Genomic DNA, 23,183 nt, shown 5'->3' on the forward strand with positions numbered 1-23,183 from the left:
GGCAGCGGCCAGGATGTTTCGTGCTGTCGGGGGTACCGCCAGCATAGCGCGTTACTTGATGGTCAGTGCCACCAACTTGCCGCTGTTGCCATAGACGTACAGCCAGTCACCCACCACCAGCGGCTGGGCACGCAGGCCGTCGCTGTCGATACGGGTACGGCCGACAAAGCGTCCATCGACCTGGCTCAGCAGGTGCAGATAGCCCTCGAAGTCACCCACGGCGACATAACTGGAGAATACCGCCGGCCCGGACAGCTGGCGGCGCGCCATCGAATCGTTGCTCCACAGGGCCGAAGCGCTGCGCTCGTCGATACCTTCGACGGTACCGCTGGCCATGCTGACATAGAGATTGCCGAAGCCTTGAGCCACACCCACCGAGCTGGACGCCTCGCGCTGCCAGAGCACGCGACCGGACTCCAGATCCATGGCCGCGACACGGCCCTGGTAGCTCACCGCGTAGACGGTACCGCCGGACAGCAGCAGACCGCCATCGATGTCGACCACGCGCTCCAGCTCGGAGCGACCTTGCGGAATGGCGACGCGCTGTTCCCAGACCGGAAGGCCGCGCTGGGCATCGACCGCAATCACCTTGCCGCTGGACAGGCCGGCGACCACCAGACGGTTGGTCACCAGTGGAGCGCCAGTACCGCGCAAGGTCAATACGGCCGGGGTATTCTCGACGATCCAGCGCTGGCTACCGGTGCTGGCATCGAAAGCGATCAGACGATCGTCCTGGGTTTGCACCACGACGATATCGCCATTGGTGGCCGGAGCCGCCAGCACTTCGCTGGTCACGCGCGAACGCCACTGTTCTTCACCGTCGCTGGAGTCCAGGGCAATCACTTCGCCCTTGAGGGTGCCCAGCAACACCTGACCGTAGCCAACGCCGATAGCGCCGGAGACCGGGATTTCAAGCTTCTTGCGCCAGATGACCTTGCCGCTGGTGCGATCCATGGCCATGACCAGGCCTTCGACATCGGCGGCATAAATAACGTCGCCATCGATGGCAGGCACCAGCATGTTGAAGGTTTCGCCCTGGCCATCACCGATGGAGCGACTCCATTCGGTGCGCAGCTCGACTTCTTCATCGAACTTGGTCAGTTCGGCGGGCGGCAGTTCCTTCTTGCTATTGCTGCTGCAACCCACGGCCAGAAGGGCCAGAGCCAGCAGTGCGGCATTCTTCCAACGCATCACGTCACGCATCCCCTTTTGCCAGGTCGTCCAGCTTCATCTGCAAACCACCAACGGCGGCGTCTTCGGCCAGCGCGTCCTTGGCCTTCTGGTAGGCGGCGTGAGCATCATCGCTGCGGCCCAACTGCACCAGCAGGTCGCCCTTGAGCTCTTCGCGGCTGGCGAGGAAAGCATCATCGACCTTGGCATCGAGCAGTTTCAACGCCTCATCGGTCTTGTCCTGAGCGGCCAAAACGCGGGCCAGACGCTGACGCGCCAGCTCATCCAGGGTCGCGTCAGCGGGCTTGTCCAGCACGCCCTGCAACGCAGCGGCAGCATCGTCGAGGCGGTTCGCCTCAACAGCGACCTTGGCCACGAACAGGTTGCCGTACTGGGCGTAATGAGTACCACCAAACTCGCTGTCGAGCTTGCCGGCTAGCTCCGCCACCTTACCGGCATCGGGCTTGCCAGCCGGATCCAGTGCGGTTTCCAGCAGTTGCTGATAAAGCGCCGAGGCCCCCTGAGCTTGATTGGTCTGGTACTTCTGCCAGCCCTGCCAGCCGAGCACGGCGACAAGCGCGAGCACACCGCCAGCCAGCAAAGGCTTGCCGTTGCGATCCCACCAGTCCTTGATTTGCGCGATCTGTTCGTCTTCGGTCTGCATGTCTAACCCCGTACTCCTAATCGAGAGCCTGCTCAGGCCTGTTGCTGACAGGCGGCCAGATGCTCGGCCAGAGCATCCCAGGCAACGCTTTTTTGTTCGCTATCGTCGCGCAGCGGTTTGCAACCTACCACGCGTGCTGCCAATTCGTCGTCCCCCAGAATCAGTGCATAGCGTGCACCGCTCTTGTCGGCCTTCTTGAACTGGCTTTTGAAACTGCCGCCACCGCTGTTGAGCAGCAGATTCAGGCCCGGCAACTGGTCGCGCAGGCGCTCGACCAAAGTCAATGCAGCCAGCTCGGCCGCCTCGCCAAAGGCGCAGACGTAAACATCGGCCGCACGATTGAGGTCGGCCGGCAACAATTCCAGGGTTTCCAGCAACAGAACCAGGCGCTCGACACCCATGGCGAAGCCGACGCCAGGTGTGGCCTTGCCGCCCAGCTGAGTGACCAGACCATCGTAGCGGCCACCGGCACAGACAGTACCCTGTGCGCCCAGCTTGGTGGTGACCCACTCGAACACCGTGCGGTTGTAGTAATCCAGCCCGCGCACCAGCTTGTGGTTGATCTCGTAGCGAATGCCGACTGCGTCCAGACGCGCCTTGACACCCTCGAAGTGCAGACGCGACTCCTCGTCGAGGTAATCGCCCAGGGTCGGCGCGCCGACCAGAACGGCTTGAGTCGCCGCGTTCTTGCTGTCGAGGATGCGCAACGGGTTGGTGGTCAGACGACGCTGGCTGTCTTCATCGAGCTGCTCGAAGCGCTCCTGCAGATAGGCCACCAGGGCGTCACGATAGGCTGCGCGTGCCTCGCTGGAGCCCAGGCTGTTGAGCTGCAGGGTAACGGCGTCGGCCAGACCGAGCTTTTTCCACAGGCGCCAGGTGAGCACGATCAACTCGGCATCGACATCCGGGCCGGGCAGATTGAACGCCTCCACACCAACCTGATGGAACTGCCGGTAACGACCTTTCTGCGGTTTCTCGTAGCGGAACATCGGCCCCGCGTACCACAGTTTCTGCACCTGACCGCCGCCAGCCAGACCATGCTCGAGCACAGCACGCACACAACCGGCAGTGCCTTCCGGACGCAGGGTCAGGGACTCTTCGTTGCGGTCGCGGAAGGTGTACATCTCCTTGTCGACCACGTCGGTGCCCTCACCGATACCACGCGCGAAAAGCTCGGTGTACTCGACGATGGGCAGACGGATTTCCTTGTAGCCGTAGCCATCGAGCAGGCTGACCAGGGTACTTTCCAGGTAACGCCAGGCAGGCGTCTGCTCCGGCAGGATGTCGTTCATGCCACGGATGGCTTGTAGGGACTTGCTCACTAAGAATCCTTAAAGCGCAGCGATCAGCCGCGCACGATCACGGCAGCATCGGCGGCGACCTTCTCGGCCGCCTTGTCGCGGATGAGTTTTTCCAGCTCATCCACCAGGTTTTCGTTGGTCAGTTTCGAGGCCGGTTTGCCGTCGATATAGACCAGGTTGTTCGGGCTACCGCCGGTGAGGCCGATATGTGCCTCCTTGGCTTCACCAGGACCGTTGACCACACAACCGATCACGGCCACGTCGAGCGGCACCAGCAGATCCTCGACTCGGCTCTCCAGCTCGTTCATGGTCTTGACCACATCGAAGTTCTGCCGCGAGCAGCTCGGGCAGGCGATGAAGTTGATGCCACGCGAGCGCAGGCGCAGGGACTTGAGGATGTCGAAACCGACCTTGATCTCCTCCACCGGATCGGCAGCCAGAGAAATGCGGATGGTATCGCCAATGCCCTCGGCCAGCAGCATGCCCAGGCCGACAGCGGATTTCACCGTCCCCGAGCGCAGGCCACCGGCTTCGGTAATGCCCAGGTGCAACGGCTGCTCGATCTGCTTGGCCAGCAGACGATAGGCTTCTACTGCCATGAACACGTCGGAGGCCTTCACGCTGACCTTGAAGTCGGGGAAATTCAGACGGTCGAGATGCTCGACATGGCGCAACGCGGACTCGACCAGCGCTTCCGGCGTTGGCTCGCCGTACTTCTTCTGCAGGTCCTTTTCCAGGGAGCCGGCGTTGACGCCGATGCGAATCGGGATGCCCTTGTCACGCGCGGCCTCGACCACTGCCCTGACACGATCCTCACGGCCGATGTTGCCCGGGTTGATACGCAGGCAGTCGACGCCCAGCTCAGCCACGCGCAGGGCGATCTGGTAGTCGAAGTGAATGTCGGCCACCAGCGGCACGCGCACCTGCTGCTTGATCAGGCCGAACGCTTCGGCTGCATCCATGTCCGGCACGGAAACACGCACGATATCGGCGCCGGCATCTTCCAGGCGACGAATCTGCGCCACGGTGGCGGCCACATCGTTGGTGTCGGTGTTGGTCATGCTCTGTACGGCGATCGGCGCATCGCCGCCCACCGGGACCGAGCCAACCCAGATCTTGCGCGACAGTCGGCGCTTGATCGGCGATTCGCAATGCATGCTTTACAACCCCAGTTTCAGGCGCGCGGTTTCGCCGGTCATGTGCGGCGCAACGTCCACGCTTTGGCCGTTGTAGGTCACCTGGGCGCCTCGGGCGAAACCCAGGCGCAGCTCCAGCGGTGCTTTGCCGGTCAGGTCGATACGCTCGCCACTGCGCTTGAGCGCACTGAGCAGCACCTTGCCATCGGCATCGGTCACCTGTGTCCAGCAATCGGCGGTGAACTGCACGTTGAGCGCACCTTGTCCGGCAGTCGCGACCACCGGGGCGGCAGGCGCAGCAGCAGACTCCGGCACGCTGGCAGCGGCAGCTGGCTCGGTCGATACGGGAGCAGCCGGCGCTTCTGGCGCGCTTTGTTCAGGCGCCGTACTCTGGGTGGCAGGCTGTTCTACGGCAGTGGAATCTTCCGGCGCTTCGCCCGGCTCGACCGGCAACAGCAAGGGAGTGCCCTGGTCGCTACCCTGAGCATCTGCCACTGCCTGGTCTTCCGGTTCGGCGAGCGAGTGCACCTGGGTGGTGCCATCGGCCCCCTCCACTTCTACATGCTCCAGCCCCAGATCAGCCAAGTTGGCACCTGGACGGCCCTGATCCTGCCACCAGAGAAAACCGGCGCCGATCAGCGCCAGCAGCAGCAGGAAACTCACCAGGCGCAGGATGCTCTGCGAATAACGCACGGGCTCTTCGATACGACCAAGTGCATGCACGTTGCTGCCAGTGGCATCAGTGCCCGTGAACTGGTCGAACTCCAGCACCAGTCGGTTCTGATCCATCTCCAGAAGCTTGGCATAGGCACGAATGTAGCCACGGGCAAAGGTGGTACCCGGGAGTTTGTCGAAAGCACCCGCCTCGATCTGGGCAAGCCGTTGCGGAGTCAGGTTGAGCTGAGCAGCCACCTCGGCAACGCCCAAGCCCTTGATCTCTCGGGCCTGGCGCAGAGTTTCGCCTGGATTGGTCGGCATCGACTGAGATGTCACTTCACTATGTGCCGCGTTCATCGTTGCCCCGAAACAAATTGCTGATATTCCTGAGAAGCCGGATACAGACGTCGTAGCTGCAGGCCCAGGCTGGCTGCCCGGTCGCGGTCCTCGAACACTTCTGCCAGGCGCGCACCGAGCAGCAGGCTACGAGCATTCTGCGGTGCTATTTCGCTGTAGCTGTCGTAGTAACGACGAGCCGGTACATATTCTTTGTCCTCGTAGGACAGCACAGCCATCTCCAGCAAGGCGCGCGGTTGCCGGCTACTCAGGCGCAAGGCGCGCTGGAAGTATTCCTTGGCCTGCTCGCGCTGACCAAGCTGCAGTGCTGTCAGCCCCAAGTTCTCGAAAACCCGGGAGCGCTCCGGATACAGATTGTCCTCAGCAGCCTTGAGGTAAGTACTCAGGGCTTCCTGGTAGCGCTTCTGCTCGAACAGAAAACCGCCGTAGTTGTTCAGCAGGCGAGCATCCTTCGGGCGCTGGGACAGGGCTTTACGGAAATGCTCGTCGGCCAGCTTCGGCTCCATCTCCAGCTGGAATGCGATGGCCAGCGCGGCATGCGCATCAGCGTTGGAGGAGTCCAGGTCCAGCGCGTTCTTCAGCGGCACCTTGGCGCGCTGGGTATCGCCTTGCTGGATATAGGCCAGGCCCAGCTGAACATAGGCATCACGTGCCTCATCACGCCCTTTCGCCGTACGCATGGGGTCGACATCGCCAGTGGTCACACAACCACCGAGCAGACTGACAACTAGCAACAACAGCGCAGGGCGCAAGGTCATGGGCATCCTCTCTTCAATTTCGATTGGTGGCAGCATGAGGCTCTTGCGCCTCGCTGCCCAGTTGGCGCACGGCAATATAACGCTCACTGCGCCGAGTACGGTCCATGACCTGGCCAACCAACTGGCCACAGGCGGCATCGATATCGTCACCACGCGTCGTACGTACCGTGACGTTATGACCAGCCTTGTGCAACAGGTCCTGGAAGCGGCGAATGGCGTTATTGCTCGGCCGCTCGTACCCCGAGAAGGGGAAGGGATTAAACGGAATCAGGTTGATCTTGCAAGGTACATCGGCCAGAAGTGCGATCATCTGCTCAGCATGCTCAGGCTGATCGTTGACGCCCTTGAGCAGGGTGTACTCGATGGTCAGCACACGCTTCTCGCCCAGTTTGGAGATGTAGCGTTTGCACGCGGCCAACAGCATTTCCAGCGGATACTTCTTGTTGATCGGCACCAGCTGATTGCGCAACTCATCGTTAGGCGCATGCAGCGACAGAGCCAGGGACACGTCGATCACTTCGGCCAGCTTGTCGATCATCGGCACCACGCCGGAGGTGGACAGGGTCACCTTGCGCTTGGAAATGCCGTAGCCGAGGTCGTCCATCATGATCTGCATGGCGGAGACGACGTTGTCGAAATTCAGCAGCGGCTCGCCCATGCCCATCATCACCACGTTGGTGATGGCGCGGTCGATCTTCGCCGGCACGGAGCCGAAGGATTTGCTGGCGATCCATACCTGGCCAATGATCTCGGCACTGGTCAGGTCGCTGTTGAAGCCTTGCTTGCCGGTGGAACAGAAACTGCAATCCAGGGCACACCCGGCCTGCGACGACACGCACAGCGTGCCGCGGCCATTCTGCGGGATGTACACGGTTTCCACGCAGCTGCCAGACGCCACACGCACGACCCACTTGCGCGTGCCATCGGCGGAAATATTTTCGCTGACCACTTCCGGGCCACGAATCTCGGCAGAGGCCTCGAGCTTCTCGCGCAAGGCCTTGCCGACATTGGTCATGGCGGCGAAATCATCGACGCCAAAATGGTGAATCCACTTCATCACCTGGCCGGCACGGAAGCGCTTCTCGCCGATGGACTCGAAGAACTGTTCCATTTCCGGCTGGGTCAGGCCCAGCAGGTTGATCTTGCCGGTGGTATTGGTCATGGCTTCACCCTCGCTTCATTCGCCAATCAGCGAATGCGCGCGCACAGCTCGGTAGCGGAGAAGAAGTAAGCGATTTCGCGAGCAGCGGACGCTTCGGAATCCGAACCGTGAACGGCGTTTTCGTCGATGGAAACGGCGAAGTCAGCACGGATGGTGCCGGCAGCAGCTTCTTTCGGGTTGGTAGCGCCCATCAGTTCACGGTTTTTCAGGACGGCGTCTTCGCCTTCCAGAACCTGAACGATGACCGGGCCGGAAGTCATGAAGGCAACCAGGTCCTTGAAGAAGCCACGCTCGCTGTGCTCAGCGTAGAAGCCAGCAGCTTCGCGATCGGACAGTTGCACCATCTTCGAAGCGACAACGCGCAGGCCGGCTTTTTCGAAACGGGTGGTGATCTCACCGATGACGTTCTTGGCAACGGCGTCAGGCTTGATGATGGAGAAAGTACGTTGAACAGCCATGTGAAGCTCCAGAAACTTTAGGGTTAAAGCGAAAAATTAAACCCGCGAATTATACGCGGGTTCCGGTTAAAAGCGTAGGGCAGGCGCCGTAAGCGCCTGTTTCAATCGAGTTCTTCGATCCAGGCGGCCTGTATCGCCTCCAGCACTTTCTCCCCCCCGCGCTGCGGGTCATCGGAGAACTCTGGCAAGGACACGACCCAACGGTGCAGATCGACGAAGTTCACGTAGCGCGGATCGACATCCGGCTTCTGCTCGCTCAGCTCGATGGCGATGTCCAGTACATCGGCCCATTTCAGACTCATGATGATGCTTCCTGGATTAATGCGGCGCTTCAGCCGCGTGATTAAGCGAATACTTGGGAATCTCGACGGTCAGGTCTTGCTCACCGACGATGGCCTGACACGCCAGGCGCGACTGCGCTTCGAGCCCCCAGGCCTTGTCCAGGTAATCTTCCTCCAGCTCATCCGCTTCGTTCAGCGAATCGAAGCCTTCGCGCACGATACAGTGACAGGTGGTGCAGGCACATACACCACCGCAGGCGCTCTCCATCTCAATGTGGTGCTCATGCGCCAGCTCGAGGATGGAAACGCCAGGCTCGGCCTCTACCACCAGACCATCCGGGCAGAATCGCTCGTGGGGCAGAAAAATTACCTGCGGCATCAATTATTCCTCGATCTCATTCAGATTACGCCCTGCCAACGCGGCTTTTACCGTCGAATCCAGGCGGCGGGCAGCAAACGCATCGGTCACCTGCGACAGACGCTTGGTCTGCCGCTCGATCACCGCGCCATCGCTACCCGTAAGCAGATCACGCAACTCCTGCACCTGCAGTTCGATGACCTCGCGCTCCTCGGCATCCAGCAAACGCTCACCATCGGCCTCCAGCGCAGCTTCGACCGCCTCGATCAGGCGCTGGGCATCGACCTGCTGCTCACGCAGTACACGGGCCGCCTTGTCATCTCCAGCGTTCTGGAAGGAGTCCTGCAGCATGCGGGCGATTTCGCCATCGGTCAGACCGTAAGACGGTTTGACCTGAATGCTCGCCTCGATACCCGAACTCAGCTCGCGAGCCGCGACACTGAGCAGGCCGTCGGCATCGACCTGGAAGGTCACGCGAATCTTCGCCGCCCCTGCCACCATCGGCGGGATGCCGCGCAATTCGAAGCGCGCCAGGGAGCGACAATCGGCGATCAGCTCGCGCTCACCCTGCAGCACGTGAATCATCATGGCCGTCTGGCCATCCTTGTAAGTCGTGAACTCCTGCGCACGCGCCACCGGAATGGTGGTATTGCGCGGAATCACCTTCTCCATCAACCCGCCCATGGTTTCCAGGCCGAGCGACAGCGGAATCACGTCCAGCAACAGCAACTCTTCGCCATCGCTACGCTGATTGCCGGCCAGGGCATCGGCCTGGATCGCGGCGCCAATGGCCACCACCTGATCCGGATCGATATTGGTCAGCGGCGCACGACCGAACAGCTCGCCAACCGCCTCGCGCACACGCGGCACACGGGTCGAACCGCCCACCATGACCACTGCACTGACCTCTTCCAGCTCGACGCCCGAATCGCGCACCACGCGGCGGCAAGCCTTGAGGCTGCGCGCCACCATGGGCTCGATCAGTGCCTCGAACTGCTCACGCGACAACGAACCACGCCAGTCGCCGTGGCTCAGCTCGACACAGGCTGCCTCAGTCAGTCCTTCCTTGGCCGCACAGGCGGCCTGCAACAGGCTGCGCTGGGTCGCCGGGTCGAGATCGTTGGAAATGCCAGCCTGCTGGATGATCCAGTCGGCAATGGCATGATCAAAGTCATCGCCACCCAGCGCACTGTCGCCGCCGGTGGCCAGCACTTCGAACACACCGCCAGTCAGGCGCAGGATGGAAATATCGAAGGTACCGCCACCGAGGTCATAGATGGCGACCACGCCCTCGGCCTTCTGATCCAGGCCATAAGCGACCGCAGCAGCAGTCGGCTCATTGAGCAGACGCAGAACGGTGAGACCCGCTAGGCGCGCAGCGTCCTTGGTGGCCTGACGCTGAGCATCGTCGAAATAAGCCGGAACGGTAATCACCGCACCAACCAGCTCCCCGTCCAGGGTCTGCTCGGCGCGCAGGCGCAGGGTCTTGAGAATTTCTGCCGACACTTCTACCGGGCTCTTCGCCCCTTGCACCGTCTCGATGAAGGGCATATGCGACTCGCCCGCGGAGAAGCGATACGGCATCTGCTCACCAAGCTGATGAACATCGGCAATGCCACGCCCCATCAGGCGCTTGACCGACAGCACGGTATTGAAAGGATCAGAGGCGGCGGCCAACTTGGCCGACCCACCAACCTCGACGCTTGCTGCGTGGTAGCGCACGGCGGAAGGCAGGATGACCTCGCCATCAGCGTCAGCCAGAGGCTCGGCCAGACCGCTGCGTACAGCGGCAACCAGCGAGTTGGTAGTACCCAGGTCGATGCCCACTGCCAGCCGACGCTGGTGCGGTTGCGGACTCTGTCCTGGCTCGGCGATCTGCAATAAGGCCATGGTCTTCTTGAAATCATCAGGCAGGCCGCCTAGGCGACCTACAGGTTAATCGTCGAGGCGCTCTTCTAACTGGCGCACTTCATGAGAGAGCTTGTCGAGGAACTGCATCCGGCGCATCAGGCGCTCAGCCTCTTCGCGGCGAGCCTCATCGTCCCAGCACGCCGCGAAGCTGTCATTGAGCAGCTCCTGCGCCGACTTCAGGCGACGCTTGAAGGCGGCAACGCCAGCAAGATCGGCGTCGTCCTGCAATTCCTCCAGCTCTTCGCGCAACTGCATCTGCTGCAGCAGAAAATCCGGATCCTGCACCGTCACTTCCAACGGCAGCTCGGGGCCGCGCATCGCCAGCAGGTAGCGCGCACGCTGCGAAGGTGTTTTCAGGACCTGATAAGCCTCGTTGAGGCTGGCCGAACGCTCCAGCGCCAGGCGCTGCTCGCGCTCGCCCGCATCAGCGAATCGGTCGGGATGCACCTGGCGCGCCAGTTCACGATAACGGACGGCCAGCTGATCCAGATCGAGGCGAAAACTCGGCTGCAGATCGAACAAAGCGAAATGGCACGGATTACCCACGACAGAGCCTCAAACGTTGAAGCTCTCGCCGCAGCCGCATTCGCCACGCACGTTGGGATTATTGAACTTGAAGCCCTCGTTGAGGCCTTCCTTGACGAAGTCCAATTCGGTGCCATCGAGATACACCAGGCTCTTGGGATCGATGATCACCTTGACGCCATGGCTCTCGAAAACCTGATCTTCCGCTGCCGGTTCATCGACGAACTCGAGCACGTAGGCCAGGCCGGAGCAACCGGTAGTACGCACACCGAGGCGAATGCCCTCGCCCTTGCCGCGCCCCTCGAGGGAACGCTGCACATGACGAGCTGCTGCTTCAGACATGGTGATGGCCATTACAAACCTCGTATCAGAGCAAGCCTTTCTTCTGCTTGTAGTCGCGCACGGCAGCCTTGATGGCGTCCTCGGCGAGTACGGAGCAGTGAATCTTCACCGGCGGCAGCGCCAGTTCTTCGGCGAGCTGGGTGTTCTTGATGCTCTCGGCTTCATCCAGAGTCTTGCCCTTCATCCACTCGGTGGCGAGGGAGCTGGAGGCGATAGCCGAACCGCAGCCATAGGTCTTGAACTTGGCATCTTCGATGACGCCGCTCTCACTGACCTTGATCTGCAGGCGCATGACGTCACCACAGGCCGGCGCACCGACCATGCCGGTACCGACGTCCGGATCCTCGGCGTTGAGCTTGCCGACGTTGCGCGGGTTTTCGTAGTGGTCGATGACCTTGTCACTGTATGCCATGTTGTACTTCCTCTCTCATCAGGTGCCGCTCTCCGGCGGAGCGCTCAGCGAACGATCCGCCTCGGCAGCTTTTAGTGTGCTGCCCATTCCACGGAGGAAAGGTCGACACCTTCTTTGAACATATCCCACAGGGGTGACAGTTCGCGCAGCTTGTCCACGGCCTCACGGACCTTGGCAGCGGCATAGTCGACTTCTTCCTCGGTGGTGAAACGACCGAAGGTGAAGCGAATCGAGCTGTGCGCCAGTTCGTCGTTGCGGCCCAGGGCGCGCAGCACGTAAGACGGCTCCAGGGAAGCCGAGGTACAGGCCGAACCGGACGATACGGCGAGGTCCTTGAGCGCCATGATCAGCGACTCGCCCTCGACGTAGTTGAAACTCAGGTTGAGGTTGTGCGGCACACGGGCCGTCAGGCTGCCGTTGACGTACAGCTCTTCCATGTCTTCCAGCTGGCGATAAAAGCGATCACGCAGAGCCGTGATGCGCTGGTTCTCGGCAGCCATTTCTTCCTTGGCGATGCGGAAGGCTTCACCCATGCCAACGCACTGGTGAGTGGCCAGGGTGCCCGAACGCATGCCGCGCTCATGGCCACCGCCGTGAGTCTGTGCTTCCAGACGCACGCGCGGCTTGCGACGCACATAGAGGGCGCCAACGCCTTTGGGGCCGTAAGTCTTGTGCGCGGAGAAGGACATCAGGTCGACCTTCAGCTTCTCCAGGTCGATTTCGACCTTGCCTGTGGACTGCGCAGCGTCGACATGCAGCAGCACACCGCGGGAGCGGGTCAGCTCACCGATGGCAGCAATATCGTTGATGGTGCCGATTTCGTTATTGACGTGCATCAGCGAGACCAGCGTGGTGTCCTCGCGCAGCACTGCCTCGACCATGGCGGGCGTGATCAGCCCGTCTTCGCCCGGCTCAAGGTAAGTCACTTCGAAACCTTCACGCTCGAGCTGACGAGTGGTGTCCAGCACCGCCTTGTGCTCGATCTTCGAGGTGATGATGTGCTTACCCTTGCTGCTGTAGAAGTGCGCAACACCCTTGATGGCAAGGTTGTCGGATTCGGTAGCGCCGCTGGTCCAGACGATTTCACGCGGGTCAGCGCCCACAAGCTCGGCAACCTGACGACGGGCGTTTTCGACAGCTTCTTCTGCCTTCCAGCCAAATACGTGAGAGCGCGAAGCCGGGTTACCGAAGTTACCGTCGACCAGCAGGCACTCACTCATCTTCTGCGCAACACGCGGGTCTACCGGCGTGGTGGCGGAATAATCGAGGTAGATCGGCAATTTCATTGGTTTTCTCCTATCAGGCAAACGCCCTGCTCACTCGATGGCAGACGCTTCAATCTTATCCAAAAGCGGTGCAGTGCCCCTGCCGGAGCAGCGACGCTGATCCTGACGCAACGCGACTTCCTGCACCTCATGGCGCGCGACCAGATCAGCCAGGCTGATGCCGCTGAGAAATTCGTGAATTTGCTGACTGAGGTCGCACCACAGGTGATGGGTCAGACAGGTGTCACCAGAGTGACAATCGCCCTGCCCCTGGCAGCGCGTGGCATCCACGGACTCATTGACCGCATCGATCACCTGAGCTACCTGAATGCCGCGCATGTCACGCGACAGCTGATACCCGCCACCCGGTCCACGCACACTGGAAACCAGACTGCCGCGGCGCAGCTTGGCGAACAGCTGCTCGAGATAGGACAGAGAGATGCCCTGCCGCTCGGAAATATCGGCCAGGGAAACGGGACCGTGTTGCGCATGCAGCGCCAGGTCAAGCATGGCGGTAACGGCGTAACGGCCTTTGGTGGTCAGTCGCATGGCTCTACCACGAATCACTGAATTGCGGCGAAGTATGCGATTCCCGAGTATTTAAGTCAACTATAAGACCTATTAATTTACTCAGGATTGACCGCAAAAACGAGGCGGCACTATAGCAAATGCCGCCTCGCTACGCATTACGCCGCAGGCTTGTCGCTCTGCTGCTGGTCCTTGCACACGTCCGCGAAATCTTCGTCGCGCAGAGTCGGCAAATCCTTGGCGCAGTAGTCACTGCCCAGCCCCGTCAGCGCCTTGCACATACCCTCCAGACGACCATCGACCGCATGCAGATGATCGAGCAACTGGCCGATGGCGCGCGCCACCGGGTCCGGCATGTCCTGACCGACGCCGTAGGCATCGAAGCCGATCTTCTCGGCCATGGCCTGACGCTTGGCCTCCTGCTCGTCGTCGGACTTGACGATGATCTTGCCGGGAATACCGACAGCAGTCGCACCCGCCGGCACCGCCTTGGTCACAACCGCATTGGAGCCGATCTTGGCGCCCGCACCGACGGTGAAAGGCCCAAGCACCTTGGCACCGGCACCCACCACCACACCGTCCTCCAGCGTCGGGTGACGCTTGCCCTTGTTCCAGCTGGTACCGCCCAGGGTTACACCCTGATACAGCGTGACGTCATTGCCGATCTCGGCAGTCTCGCCGATCACGATGCCCATGCCATGGTCGATGAAGAAGCGTCGCCCGATCTTCGCCCCCGGATGAATCTCGATACCGGTCATCCAGCGCCCGAAATTGGACACCACGCGCGCCAGCCATTTCCAACCCGAGCGCCACAGAGCATGCGCCACACGGTGCAACCACACGGCATGCAGCCCCGGATAGCAGGTCACCACCTCGAAGGCGTTACGCGCCGCTGGATCTCGGTGAAAAACGCTTTGGATATCTTCTCGAATGCGCTCAAACATCAGACTTCCCCTGCTTGTGAGGCTCTCCACGCACGGCCTTCTCCGTTTCGGTAAGGATGCCGCGCAGGATATTCATCTCCAACCTGCTCACCGCACTGCGCCCGTAAAGACGACGCAGGCGAGTCATCAGGTGCCTAGGCTTCTGCGGATCGAGAAACCCGATCATCACCAGCACACGACGCAAATGACCGTAAAAAGACTCGAGCTCATCTGCCGTCGCCGCCTGAGAATTGAGCATCGCCGTGGATTCCAGCTTCTCCACCTTGCTTGGCAGATTCTGCGCTGTCAGCCAGGCCATGCGCACTTCATAGGCCAGCACCTGCACCGCCGCTGCCAGGTTCAGCGAACTGAACTCGGGATTCGACGGAATATGCACGTGGTATTGACATCGCTGCAGCTCTTCATTGGTCAGACCGGCATATTCACGGCCAAACACCAACGCCACTTCACCACCAGCAGCCGCCTGCTCACAACTGGTCACGCCACACTCACGCGGATCCAGCAGCGGCCAGGGAATGCGCCGATCACGCGCACTGGTGCCAATTACCAGCGTGCAGCCGACCAGAGCCTCCTCCAGCGTCTCGACCACTCGCGCAGCATCCAGCACATCGGTGGCGCCGGAGGCGCGCGCGACGGCATCCCCACTGGGGAAATCCTCGGGAGCGACCAGCACCAGACGCGACAGGCCCATGTTTTTCATCGCCCGCGCGGCACCGCCGATATTGCCCGGATGACTGGTACCCACCAGAACGACGCGAATATTGTCCAGCAACGCAGACACTCTCAGAAACGTTTAGGGGCAACGATCTTACCCAAGCCCCTGCGCGATTACCATGCGAGGTACAGACGGCACTTCATCAACATTGGTTTTCTGCTAACATGGCCGGCTTTCTTTAACGCCCCAGGTGAAACTCCCATGCAGCCCATGCTGAATATCGCCCTGCGCGCCGCTCGCAGCGCCGGTGAAATGATCTTTCGCTCCATCGAGCGCCTGGATGTCATCTCGGTCGACGAGAAGGATGCCAAGGATTACGTCACCGAGGTCGACAAGGCCGCCGAGCTGATGATCGTCCAGGCCATCCGCAAGGCCTACCCGACCCACAGCTTCCTGGGGGAAGAAGGCGGCGTACTGGAAGGCAGCGGCGAAGGCGCCGACTACCAGTGGATCATCGACCCACTGGACGGCACCACCAACTTCGTCCGCGGCGTACCGCACTTCGCCATCAGCATCGCCTGCAAGTACCGCGGCCGCCTCGAGCACGCCATCGTGCTGGATCCGGTTCGCCAGGAAGAGTTCACTGCCAGCCGCGGCCGTGGCGCGGCCCTCAACGGCCGCCGCCTGCGCGTCAGCAACCGCAAGAGCCTGGAAGGCGCGCTGCTCGGCACCGGCTTCCCGTTCCGCGATGGCCAGCTCGACCATCTGGACAATTACCTGAACATGTTCCGCAGCCTGACCGGCCAGACCGCCGGCATCCGCCGCGCAGGCGCTGCCAGCCTCGACCTGGCCTACGTCGCCGCCGGCCGCTTCGATGCCTTCTGGGAGTTCGGCCTGTCCGAGTGGGACATGGCGGCCGGCGCCCTGCTGATTCAGGAAGCAGGCGGCCTGGTCAGCGACTTCAGCGGCAGCCACGAATTCCTCGAGAAAGGCCAGATCGTCGCCGGTAACACCAAGTGCTTCAAAGCCGTGCTGACCGCGATCCAGCCGCACCTGGCACCCTCGATGAAGCGCTGAGCTTCCGCCAGGCCATAAAAAATCGCCCGGAGCGATTTTTGACGTCGCGCAGCGACGGCCCGATGGGAGGCCGCCATGGATGGCAGGCCACAAAAAAACGCCCCGAGGGGCGTTTTTTTATTGCTCGAGATCCTTACTGGGCCTGCTGCACCAGCACCAGCTCACCCTGCTTGTTGACCGGAATACGGCTGCCTGGATCACGATCCATGCGCACGGTACCGACCTTCTCGTCCAACTGATATTTCACGTCGTAACCCACCAGCTTCTGGCTGGTATCGGTCACGGTGCTGCAGCGGGTTTCGGTGGTGGTGTAGGTGTCACGCTGCTGCATGCCCTCCTGAATCTTGTTGCCGGCATAGCCGCCGCCAACAGCACCGGCCACGGTGGCGATCTTCTTGCCATTGCCGCCACCAACCTGATTACCCAGCAGACCGCCAGCGATGGCACCGATAGCGGTACCGGCAATCTGATGCTGGTCCTGCACCGGACGCTGACGAGTCACGGCCACGTCCTTGCACACCTCCCGCGGAGTTTTCACGGTTTCGTTGATCGGCGTTACAGCCAGCACCTCGGCATAGTCCGGGCCACGATCAACCAGACTGTAGGTAGCGACAGCACCACCTGCGGTCACACCAACAGCACCCAGTACGGCACCTACCAATAGTGATTTATTCATTTTTTGTGTCTCCTAGGCTCGGCGACTCGCGCTCTTCTCCCTGCCTAGGACAGCAAAAAGCCGCGGCAAGTTCGACTTGCCACGGCTTTCACTGTCTTTCTTGAAGCCCGTCACACCATCAGGGGCGACCGTCGTCGACCTCGGCCTCGGCCACCGGAGGAATCAGATCCTCGACGCTGAGCTTCAGCCACACCAGCACCGAGGCGCCGATGTAGACCGACGAGTAGGTACCCACCACCACACCGACCAGCAAGGTCAGGGCGAACGCGGCCAGCACGTCGCCGCCGAAGAACAGCAGGGCCAGCAGCGCCAGCGCGGTGGACAACGAAGTGGCGATGGTACGCAGCAAGGTCTGGGTGATCGAGATATCGACGTTATCGATCAACGAGGTCTTGCGCAGCACACGGAAGTTCTCACGAATCCGGTCATAGATGATGATGGTGTCGTTGAGCGAGTAACCGATCATCGCCAGTACCGCAGCCAGAACCGTCAGGTCGAACTGGATCTGGAAGAATGCCAGCACGCCCAGAGTGATCACCACGTCATGCACCAGCGAGGCGATGGCGCCGACGCCGAACTTCCACTGGAAGCGGAAAGCCAGGTACAGCAGGATACCGCCGAGCGCCAGGAGCATGGCGATACCGCCCTGGTCGCGCAGCTCTTCACCCACTTGCGGGCCTACGAACTCGACACGCTTGACCTCGAACTGCGCAGCGGCATCCACCTTGCGCAGCGCCGCAGCGACCTGGTTACCCAGATCGGCGTCGTCACCCGCCAGGCGCACCAGCACATCGGTGCTGGCACCGAAGCTCTGTACCACTGCGTCGGTATAGCCAGCCTGCCCCAGCTCGTTCTTGATCAGATCAAGATTCGCCGACTGCTCGTACTGCAGCTCGATCAGCGTGCCGCCCGTGAAGTCCAGGCCAAAGTTGAGCCCTTTGGTGAACAGTGCACCCAGGCCAATCAGCGTCAGCACGACCGTGATGGAGAAGGCGATATTGCGGATCGCCATGAAACGAATGATTGATTTGTTCATGACTGCACCTCAGATCCACAGCTTCTTGACGTTGCGACCACCGAAGATCAGGTTGACCAGACCTCGGGTGAACATGATGGCTGTGAACATCGAAGTCACGATCCCCAGTGACATGGTCACGGCAAAGCCCTTGACCGGACCGGTGCCCATGGCAAACAGGATGCCCCCGACCAACAGGGTGGTCAGGTTACTGTCTAGAATCGCCGAGAAGGCACGATCGAAACCTTCGTGGATCGCTCGCTGCACCGGCAAGCCGTTGGCCAATTCCTCGCGTATCCGCGAGAAAATCAGCACGTTGGCGTCAACCGCCATACCCAGGGTCAGCACGATACCGGCGATACCCGGAAGGGTGAGCGTCGCCCCGATAGCAGACATCAGACCGACCAGCAGCACCAGGTTGAACGCCAGGGCCACGGTCGCCAGCACACCGAAGAAGCGATAAATGGCGATGATGAAGATCGCCACGAAGAGCATCGCCCACTCGGTGGAAGCGACACCTTTGGCAATGTTCTCGGCGCCCAGGCTTGGGCCGATGGTGCGCTCTTCGGCGAAGTACATCGGCGCCGCCAGGCCACCGGCACGCAGCAGCAGCGCAAGCTCGGAGGACTCGCCCTGGCCGTTCAGACCGGTGATGCGGAACTGGCTGCCGAGTGCCGACTGGATGGTCGCCAGGCTGATGATCTTCTTCTCTTCGACGAAGGAGGAAACAGCGACTTCCTGCTCGACACCATCGACGTTCTGGCGCACGTAGCGGGTGACCGGCTTCTGCTCGATGAAGATCACCGCCATGCTGCGGCCTACGTTGTTACGCGTGGCGCGATTCATCAGATCGCCGCCGTGACCGTCGAGGCGAATATTCACCTGCGGGCGACCGTTCTCGTCGAAACTGGCCTGGGCATCGGTCACCTGATCACCGGTGATGATCAGCTCGCGCTCCAACTGTACCGGCGGACGACCGGCCTCACGGAAGCCGAAGTCCTCGGTCGCACCACGCGGCGCGTCCAGCTCAGCCTGCAAACGGAACTCCAGGTTGGCGGTCTTGCCGAGAATACGCTTGGCCTCGGCAGTGTCCTGCACGCCCGGCAGCTCGACCACGATGCGGTTGGCACCCTGGCGCTGCACCAGCGGCTCGGCCACGCCCAGCTCGTTGACCCGGTTACGCACGGTGGTGAGGTTCTGCTTGATCGAGTACTCGCGAATTTCGGCGATCTTGGCCTGGGTCAGCCCCAGTTGCAGAACCTGCTGACCACCACGCTCGACGGTGGTCAGTTCGAAGTCCTTGTAATCCTTGCGGATCAGGCTCTCGGCCTTGTCCAGCGTCTCGCTGTCGGCGAAACCGAGCTGAATACGGCCATTGCTTTCCGGCATGCTGCGGTAGCGCACACGCTCCTTGCGCAGCAGGCTCTTGACTTCGCCTTCATAGACCTTGCGGCGCACATCCAGCGCCTTTTCCATGTCGACTTCCAGCAGGAAGTGCACACCACCGGACAGGTCCAGACCCAGCTTCATCGGGCTCGCGCCCAGATTGCGCAGCCAGTCGGGGGTGGTTTGCGCCAGGTTCAGCGCCACGACGTAATCGTCGCCCAATGCACGGCGAACGATGTCCTTGGCCGGCAGTTGATCATCTTGTCGGGTCAGGCGAATCAGGCCACCACGACCACGCTCGTCGATGCTGGCCGCCTTGACGGAGATACCGGCGTCCTGCAGCGCCTTACTGGCGCGATCGATATCCGTCTGCTCGATGCTGAGCGCCGAGCTGGCGCCGCTGATCTGCACGGCAGGATCGTCAGGGTAAAGATTGGGAATGGAGTAAACCAGACCGATCGCCAGTACGGACAGAATCAGCAGGTACTTCCACAGAGGGTATTTATTGAGCATGAACGAGCCGCCCGCTTTATGACGCGGGGCGCTAAAGTGCACCTCTAAAAACTACCTGCGTTGCCATCGCTGCGTTAAAAATAGGCTCAAAATGCTCGAAAATCGCTCGTAAAGTCGGTCGCGACCCCGGCCGTTTCTCGCCTGTTTTTGCCTTGCGCTGGCTGCCTCGCCTACGTTTTTAGAAGTGCCCTAAAGCGCCCCGTCGAATGGAGACTAAGAACCGAATCAGATGGCTTTCAGCGTGCCCTTGGGCAGGGTGGCGGCGATGGCCTGTTTCTGGAATTTCAGCTCGACGGTGTCAGACACCTCGATGACCACGAAATCTTCAGCAACCTTGGACACCTTGCCAGCGATGCCGCCGCTGGTGACCACTTCGTCGCCCTTCTGCAGGTTGCCGAGCAGATTCTTGTGTTCCTTGGCACGCTTGGCCTGCGGACGCCAGATCATCAGATAGAAGATGACCAAAAAACCAATCAAGAATACCCACTCGAAACCGCTGCCGGCAGGGCCAGCAGCCGCGGTGTCAGCGTAGGCGGCGGGGATGAAAAAGCTCATGTAACACTCCTAATGGAAAGGATCTTGAATCGTTCAGGAATCAGTCAAGCGGCGGCACAGGCAGGCCACGCTTGGCATAGAAGGTTTCGACGAAGGCGGCCAATGTACCCTGTTGGATAGCCTCGCGCAAACCAGCCATAACCCGCTGATAATGCCGCAAGTTGTGGATGGTATTGAGCATGCTACCGAGCATTTCGCCGCACTTGTCCAGATGGTGCAGATAAGCGCGCGAGAAATGTTTGCAGGTGTAACAGTCGCAGTTCGGGTCCAGCGGTGAATCATCGTGCTTGTGCACGGCATTGCGGATCTTCACCACGCCGGTGTCGACGAACAGATGACCGTTGCGCGCATTTCGCGTCGGCATCACGCAATCGAACATGTCCACGCCACGGCGCACGCCCTCGACCAGGTCTTCCGGCTTGCCCACGCCCATCAGGTAACGCGGTTTGTCGGCCGGCATGTGCGGCGGCAGGAAGTCCAGCACGCGGATCATTTCTTCCTTCGGCTCGCCAACCGACAGACCGCCGATGGCCAGACCGTCGAAACCGATCTCGCACAGCCCTTCGAGCGAACGCATGCGCAACTCTTCATGCATGCCGCCCTGGACGATACCGAATAACGCCGCACTGCTTTCGCCATGCGCGACCTTGGAGCGTTTGGCCCAGCGTAGCGACAACTCCATGGAGCGCTTGGCCACGTCGAACTCGGCCGGATAGGGCGTGCATTCGTCGAAAATCATCACGATGTCCGAGCCCAGGTCGCGCTGCACCTGCATCGACTCTTCCGGCCCCATGAACACCTTGGCGCCATCGACCGGCGAAGCGAAATAAACGCCCTCCTCCTTGATCTTGCGCATGGCACCCAGGCTGAACACCTGGAAGCCACCGGAGTCGGTGAGGATCGGCCCTTGCCACTGCATGAAATCGTGCAGGTCGCCGTGCTTCTTGATCACCTCCATGCCTGGACGCAGCCACAGGTGGAAGGTATTGCCGAGAATGATCTGCGCGCCAATACCCTCGACGTCGCGCGGCAGCATGCCCTTGACCGTGCCATAGGTACCCACCGGCATGAAGGCCGGGGTCTCGACCACACCGCGCGGGAAGGTCAGGCGACCACGACGGGCCTTGCCATCGGTAGCCAGCAACTCGAAGGACATGCGACAGGTGCGCGTCATACTCAAACCTCGGGCCCGCGCGCGGCGGGATTGCGGGTGATGAACATGGCATCACCGTAACTGAAGAAGCGATAGCCCTGCGCCACGGCTTCGCGGTAGGCGGCCATGGTTTCGGGATAACCGGCAAAGGCCGACACCAGCATCAGCAGGGTCGACTCGGGCAGGTGGAAATTGGTCACCAGGGCATCGACCACATGAAACGGGCGGCCTGGATAGATGAAGATGTCGGTATCACCGCTGAAGGGCTGCAACTCACCGTCTCGCGCTGCGGTTTCCAGCGAGCGCACACTGGTCGTGCCCACCGCAACCACACGCCCGCCACGCGCACGACAGGCTGCCACGGCGTCGACCACATCCTGGCCGACCTCCAGCCACTCGCTGTGCATGTGGTGATCCTCGATACGCTCGACACGCACGGGCTGAAAAGTGCCAGCACCGACATGCAGCGTCACGAAGGCGGTTTCCACACCCTTGGCGCGGATCGCCGCCAGCAGCTCGTCATCGAAGTGCAGACCCGCGGTCGGAGCCGCCACGGCGCCGGCCTTCTGCGCGTAGACGGTCTGATAACGCTCGCGATCCGCCTCGTCATCCGGCCTGTCTATATAAGGAGGCAGCGGCATGTGCCCGACACGCTCGAGCAACGGCAACACCAGCTCGGCAAAGCGCAGCTCGAACAGCGCATCATGGCGCGCGACCATCTCGGCCTCGCCACCACCGTCGATGAGAATCTGCGAACCGGGCTTGGGCGATTTGCTCGAGCGCACGTGAGCGAGCACGCGATACTGATCGAGCACGCGCTCCACCAGCACCTCGAGCTTGCCGCCAGAGGCCTTCTGACCGAACAGGCGCGCCGGAATCACTCGAGTGTTGTTGAACACCATGAGGTCGCTAGGACGCAGCTGCTCCAGCACATCGGTGAACTGGCCATGGCGCAGCTCACCACTTGCTCCATCGAGCTGCAACAGGCGACTGGCGCGGCGCTCGGCCAACGGGTGACGAGCGATCAGCGACTCGGGAAGATCGAAGTGGAAATCGGCAACACGCATGATTCGGCGGGGGTATTTCTGCAGGGCGGCAAAGCTTACCGGATTTCCACTTGTCCGACCACGTGAGCCTACGGAGCGTAGTTGGCGACGATACGCGCCAAGGTGCCGTCGGCCTGCAAGGCGCGGATGGCGGCATTGAAGGCCTCCAGCCGACCAGCCTGGTCGCGATGCAGGCGCAAGCGCAACTGAGAGCGGTTGATCGTCGGCCCCTCCTCTACCTCTTCCCAGCGCGAGGCCTGGGATTGCGAATTCTGATGCTGCAGGTAGCGCCACTCCAGACGGTCCAGGATGCCGGCCTCGCTGCGCCCCTGGGCTACCAGATAGATCAGCGCCCGAGCATCGGCGCCATCGTTTCGCTGGAAATACTCACTGCCAGCGTAGCCATAACCGCGCACAGTGGCGATCGAGCGACCACGCAAGTCCTGCAGACTCTGATAGGGAAACCGCCTGCCCGGCGCGAAGATCAGCATTTCCTCAGCCTGCAGCACCGGCACCGTCCACAGTGACACCTCCATCTGCCCACGATCGCTACGCCAGCTCTTGCTGACGCAGCACTCGATCTGCAGATGGCCTTCGCGGAAAAGCTTCTGCGTACGCAGCGGCGGCAGTGGATGACTGGACTGCAACTGCTCTGGCAAACGCTGATCCAGCGCGAGCATGAAGTCGTGGAGAATGCCACTGACGCGCGTCCCATCGACGATCCAGTACGGCGCCCAGCTCTCGTCGGTCACCGCGTAGGTCAGGGTCTCGGCGCGAGCGCCCGGCACGAGCAGCAGAGCGGCAACCAGCGCCCGGCACAATACTCTGGTCACACAGCGGCTCCCACGACGGCATCACCCCGAAATCATTGATATAAA

Annotated in this window: 26 protein-coding genes; 1 reads left to right on the forward strand and 25 read right to left on the reverse strand. The window is 61.3% G+C overall.

Annotated features, from left to right (window positions below; all coding sequences use genetic code 11):
- Positions 1-51 precede the first annotated feature (51 nt).
- The 18 genes from bamB to trmJ all read right to left on the reverse strand — a co-directional run bounded on the left by bamB (position 52) and on the right by trmJ (position 15,001).
- Positions 52-1,203, reverse strand: coding sequence for an outer membrane protein assembly factor BamB (gene bamB, locus ACN8M7_RS22860; protein ID WP_061241144.1), 1,152 nt, complete (start codon positions 1,201-1,203; stop codon positions 52-54).
- Entirely contained in the window at positions 1,196-1,834 is a 639-nt protein-coding gene (locus ACN8M7_RS22865) for a tetratricopeptide repeat protein (protein WP_061241143.1), read from the reverse strand. Before ACN8M7_RS22865 ends, bamB begins: the two co-directional genes overlap by 8 nt.
- Before the next feature lie 32 nt (positions 1,835-1,866).
- On the reverse strand, positions 1,867-3,156 hold the full coding sequence (hisS, locus tag ACN8M7_RS22870; protein ID WP_061241142.1) for a histidine--tRNA ligase: 1,290 nt from the start codon (positions 3,154-3,156) through the stop codon (positions 1,867-1,869).
- Between the two features lie 23 nt (positions 3,157-3,179).
- Positions 3,180-4,292, reverse strand: coding sequence for a flavodoxin-dependent (E)-4-hydroxy-3-methylbut-2-enyl-diphosphate synthase (ispG, locus tag ACN8M7_RS22875; RefSeq protein ID WP_061241141.1), 1,113 nt, complete (start codon positions 4,290-4,292; stop codon positions 3,180-3,182).
- Positions 4,293-4,295: 3 nt separating this feature from the next.
- On the reverse strand, positions 4,296-5,285 hold the full coding sequence (locus tag ACN8M7_RS22880) for a RodZ domain-containing protein (protein WP_061241140.1): 990 nt from the start codon (positions 5,283-5,285) through the stop codon (positions 4,296-4,298).
- Positions 5,282-6,043, reverse strand: a complete 762-nt coding sequence (gene pilW / locus ACN8M7_RS22885; RefSeq protein ID WP_061241627.1) for a type IV pilus biogenesis/stability protein PilW — start codon at positions 6,041-6,043, stop codon at positions 5,282-5,284. The genes ACN8M7_RS22880 and pilW overlap by 4 nt, the downstream gene beginning before the upstream one ends.
- Positions 6,044-6,056: 13 nt before the next feature.
- Positions 6,057-7,205, reverse strand: a complete 1,149-nt coding sequence (gene rlmN / locus ACN8M7_RS22890; protein ID WP_061241139.1) for a dual-specificity RNA methyltransferase RlmN — start codon at positions 7,203-7,205, stop codon at positions 6,057-6,059.
- Positions 7,206-7,231: 26 nt separating this feature from the next.
- On the reverse strand, positions 7,232-7,663 hold the full coding sequence (ndk, locus tag ACN8M7_RS22895) for a nucleoside-diphosphate kinase (protein ID WP_061241138.1): 432 nt from the start codon (positions 7,661-7,663) through the stop codon (positions 7,232-7,234).
- A gap of 101 nt (positions 7,664-7,764) precedes the next feature.
- On the reverse strand, positions 7,765-7,965 hold the full coding sequence (iscX, locus tag ACN8M7_RS22900; protein WP_061241137.1) for a Fe-S cluster assembly protein IscX: 201 nt from the start codon (positions 7,963-7,965) through the stop codon (positions 7,765-7,767).
- A gap of 16 nt (positions 7,966-7,981) precedes the next feature.
- Complete coding sequence (fdx, locus tag ACN8M7_RS22905; RefSeq protein WP_061241136.1) at positions 7,982-8,323, reverse strand: ISC system 2Fe-2S type ferredoxin; 342 nt, start codon at positions 8,321-8,323, stop codon at positions 7,982-7,984.
- Between the two features lie 3 nt (positions 8,324-8,326).
- Positions 8,327-10,192, reverse strand: a complete 1,866-nt coding sequence (gene hscA / locus ACN8M7_RS22910; protein WP_490262265.1) for a Fe-S protein assembly chaperone HscA — start codon at positions 10,190-10,192, stop codon at positions 8,327-8,329.
- Between the two features lie 45 nt (positions 10,193-10,237).
- Complete coding sequence (gene hscB, locus ACN8M7_RS22915; RefSeq protein WP_061241134.1) at positions 10,238-10,759, reverse strand: co-chaperone HscB; 522 nt, start codon at positions 10,757-10,759, stop codon at positions 10,238-10,240.
- Positions 10,760-10,768: 9 nt separating this feature from the next.
- Positions 10,769-11,092 (reverse strand): iron-sulfur cluster assembly protein IscA, encoded by a 324-nt coding sequence (iscA, locus tag ACN8M7_RS22920; RefSeq protein ID WP_061241133.1) that lies wholly within the window; start codon positions 11,090-11,092, stop codon positions 10,769-10,771.
- A gap of 13 nt (positions 11,093-11,105) precedes the next feature.
- Positions 11,106-11,492 carry a Fe-S cluster assembly scaffold IscU gene (iscU, locus tag ACN8M7_RS22925; RefSeq protein ID WP_017362576.1) on the reverse strand — a complete coding sequence of 129 codons (387 nt, stop codon included), beginning with the start codon at positions 11,490-11,492 and terminating at the stop codon, positions 11,106-11,108.
- 71 nt (positions 11,493-11,563) lie between these two features.
- Positions 11,564-12,778 (reverse strand): IscS subfamily cysteine desulfurase, encoded by a 1,215-nt coding sequence (locus ACN8M7_RS22930; RefSeq protein WP_061241132.1) that lies wholly within the window; start codon positions 12,776-12,778, stop codon positions 11,564-11,566.
- Between the two features lie 30 nt (positions 12,779-12,808).
- The gene (gene iscR / locus ACN8M7_RS22935) at positions 12,809-13,306 is read right to left on the reverse strand and encodes a Fe-S cluster assembly transcriptional regulator IscR (protein WP_061241131.1); all 498 of its coding nucleotides are present in this window, start codon (positions 13,304-13,306) and stop codon (positions 12,809-12,811) included.
- A gap of 137 nt (positions 13,307-13,443) precedes the next feature.
- Entirely contained in the window at positions 13,444-14,229 is a 786-nt protein-coding gene (gene cysE / locus ACN8M7_RS22940) for a serine O-acetyltransferase (protein WP_061241130.1), read from the reverse strand.
- A complete protein-coding gene (gene trmJ / locus ACN8M7_RS22945) occupies positions 14,222-15,001 on the reverse strand; it encodes a tRNA (cytosine(32)/uridine(32)-2'-O)-methyltransferase TrmJ (protein WP_061241129.1) in 780 nt (259 codons plus the stop codon). The genes cysE and trmJ overlap by 8 nt, the downstream gene beginning before the upstream one ends.
- A gap of 144 nt (positions 15,002-15,145) precedes the next feature.
- Between trmJ and suhB the strand changes: the two genes are divergently transcribed.
- A complete protein-coding gene (gene suhB / locus ACN8M7_RS22950) occupies positions 15,146-15,961 on the forward strand; it encodes a type III secretion system regulator SuhB (RefSeq protein WP_061241128.1) in 816 nt (271 codons plus the stop codon).
- 133 nt (positions 15,962-16,094) lie between these two features.
- On the opposite strand, the gene ACN8M7_RS22955 is transcribed toward suhB, so the two are convergent.
- From ACN8M7_RS22955 to ACN8M7_RS22985, 7 genes are all read right to left on the reverse strand, one after another.
- Entirely contained in the window at positions 16,095-16,637 is a 543-nt protein-coding gene (locus ACN8M7_RS22955) for a glycine zipper 2TM domain-containing protein (RefSeq protein ID WP_490262266.1), read from the reverse strand.
- A gap of 118 nt (positions 16,638-16,755) precedes the next feature.
- On the reverse strand, positions 16,756-17,673 hold the full coding sequence (gene secF / locus ACN8M7_RS22960; protein WP_061241126.1) for a protein translocase subunit SecF: 918 nt from the start codon (positions 17,671-17,673) through the stop codon (positions 16,756-16,758).
- 9 nt (positions 17,674-17,682) lie between these two features.
- Complete coding sequence (gene secD, locus ACN8M7_RS22965) at positions 17,683-19,551, reverse strand: protein translocase subunit SecD (protein WP_490262267.1); 1,869 nt, start codon at positions 19,549-19,551, stop codon at positions 17,683-17,685.
- A gap of 225 nt (positions 19,552-19,776) precedes the next feature.
- Positions 19,777-20,106, reverse strand: coding sequence for a preprotein translocase subunit YajC (gene yajC / locus ACN8M7_RS22970; RefSeq protein ID WP_061241124.1), 330 nt, complete (start codon positions 20,104-20,106; stop codon positions 19,777-19,779).
- 40 nt (positions 20,107-20,146) lie between these two features.
- Complete coding sequence (tgt, locus tag ACN8M7_RS22975; RefSeq protein ID WP_490262310.1) at positions 20,147-21,262, reverse strand: tRNA guanosine(34) transglycosylase Tgt; 1,116 nt, start codon at positions 21,260-21,262, stop codon at positions 20,147-20,149.
- A gap of 20 nt (positions 21,263-21,282) precedes the next feature.
- Positions 21,283-22,326, reverse strand: coding sequence for a tRNA preQ1(34) S-adenosylmethionine ribosyltransferase-isomerase QueA (queA, locus tag ACN8M7_RS22980; RefSeq protein WP_490262268.1), 1,044 nt, complete (start codon positions 22,324-22,326; stop codon positions 21,283-21,285).
- Between the two features lie 68 nt (positions 22,327-22,394).
- Entirely contained in the window at positions 22,395-23,138 is a 744-nt protein-coding gene (locus ACN8M7_RS22985) for a substrate-binding periplasmic protein (RefSeq protein ID WP_490262269.1), read from the reverse strand.
- Between the last annotated feature and the right edge of the window lie 45 nt (positions 23,139-23,183).

The sequence above is a fragment of the Pseudomonas spartinae genome (assembly GCF_965197125.1).
In the GTDB taxonomy this organism is placed as follows: Bacteria; Pseudomonadota; Gammaproteobacteria; order Pseudomonadales; family Pseudomonadaceae; genus Aquipseudomonas; species Aquipseudomonas composti_A.

Coding starts and splice junctions, on each gene's coding strand:
- ACN8M7_RS22880 (WP_061241140.1), bottom strand. CDS start 5,285: ATGAACGCGGCACATAGTGAAGTGACATCTCAGTCGATGCCGACCAAT.
- secD (WP_490262267.1), bottom strand. CDS start 19,551: ATGCTCAATAAATACCCTCTGTGGAAGTACCTGCTGATTCTGTCCGTA.
- iscR (WP_061241131.1), bottom strand. CDS start 13,306: ATGCGACTGACCACCAAAGGCCGTTACGCCGTTACCGCCATGCTTGAC.
- ndk (WP_061241138.1), bottom strand. CDS start 7,663: ATGGCTGTTCAACGTACTTTCTCCATCATCAAGCCTGACGCCGTTGCC.
- ACN8M7_RS22955 (WP_490262266.1), bottom strand. CDS start 16,637: ATGAATAAATCACTATTGGTAGGTGCCGTACTGGGTGCTGTTGGTGTG.
- hscA (WP_490262265.1), bottom strand. CDS start 10,192: ATGGCCTTATTGCAGATCGCCGAGCCAGGACAGAGTCCGCAACCGCAC.
- iscX (WP_061241137.1), bottom strand. CDS start 7,965: ATGAGTCTGAAATGGGCCGATGTACTGGACATCGCCATCGAGCTGAGC.
- secF (WP_061241126.1), bottom strand. CDS start 17,673: ATGAACAAATCAATCATTCGTTTCATGGCGATCCGCAATATCGCCTTC.
- iscU (WP_017362576.1), bottom strand. CDS start 11,492: ATGGCATACAGTGACAAGGTCATCGACCACTACGAAAACCCGCGCAAC.
- rlmN (WP_061241139.1), bottom strand. CDS start 7,205: ATGACCAATACCACCGGCAAGATCAACCTGCTGGGCCTGACCCAGCCG.
- suhB (WP_061241128.1), top strand. CDS start 15,146: ATGCAGCCCATGCTGAATATCGCCCTGCGCGCCGCTCGCAGCGCCGGT.
- yajC (WP_061241124.1), bottom strand. CDS start 20,106: ATGAGCTTTTTCATCCCCGCCGCCTACGCTGACACCGCGGCTGCTGGC.
- ACN8M7_RS22930 (WP_061241132.1), bottom strand. CDS start 12,778: ATGAAATTGCCGATCTACCTCGATTATTCCGCCACCACGCCGGTAGAC.
- cysE (WP_061241130.1), bottom strand. CDS start 14,229: ATGTTTGAGCGCATTCGAGAAGATATCCAAAGCGTTTTTCACCGAGAT.
- pilW (WP_061241627.1), bottom strand. CDS start 6,043: ATGACCTTGCGCCCTGCGCTGTTGTTGCTAGTTGTCAGTCTGCTCGGT.
- ispG (WP_061241141.1), bottom strand. CDS start 4,292: ATGCATTGCGAATCGCCGATCAAGCGCCGACTGTCGCGCAAGATCTGG.
- iscA (WP_061241133.1), bottom strand. CDS start 11,092: ATGGCCATCACCATGTCTGAAGCAGCAGCTCGTCATGTGCAGCGTTCC.
- tgt (WP_490262310.1), bottom strand. CDS start 21,262: ATGTCCTTCGAGTTGCTGGCTACCGATGGCAAGGCCCGTCGTGGTCGC.
- queA (WP_490262268.1), bottom strand. CDS start 22,326: ATGCGTGTTGCCGATTTCCACTTCGATCTTCCCGAGTCGCTGATCGCT.
- ACN8M7_RS22865 (WP_061241143.1), bottom strand. CDS start 1,834: ATGCAGACCGAAGACGAACAGATCGCGCAAATCAAGGACTGGTGGGAT.
- fdx (WP_061241136.1), bottom strand. CDS start 8,323: ATGCCGCAGGTAATTTTTCTGCCCCACGAGCGATTCTGCCCGGATGGT.
- bamB (WP_061241144.1), bottom strand. CDS start 1,203: ATGCGTGACGTGATGCGTTGGAAGAATGCCGCACTGCTGGCTCTGGCC.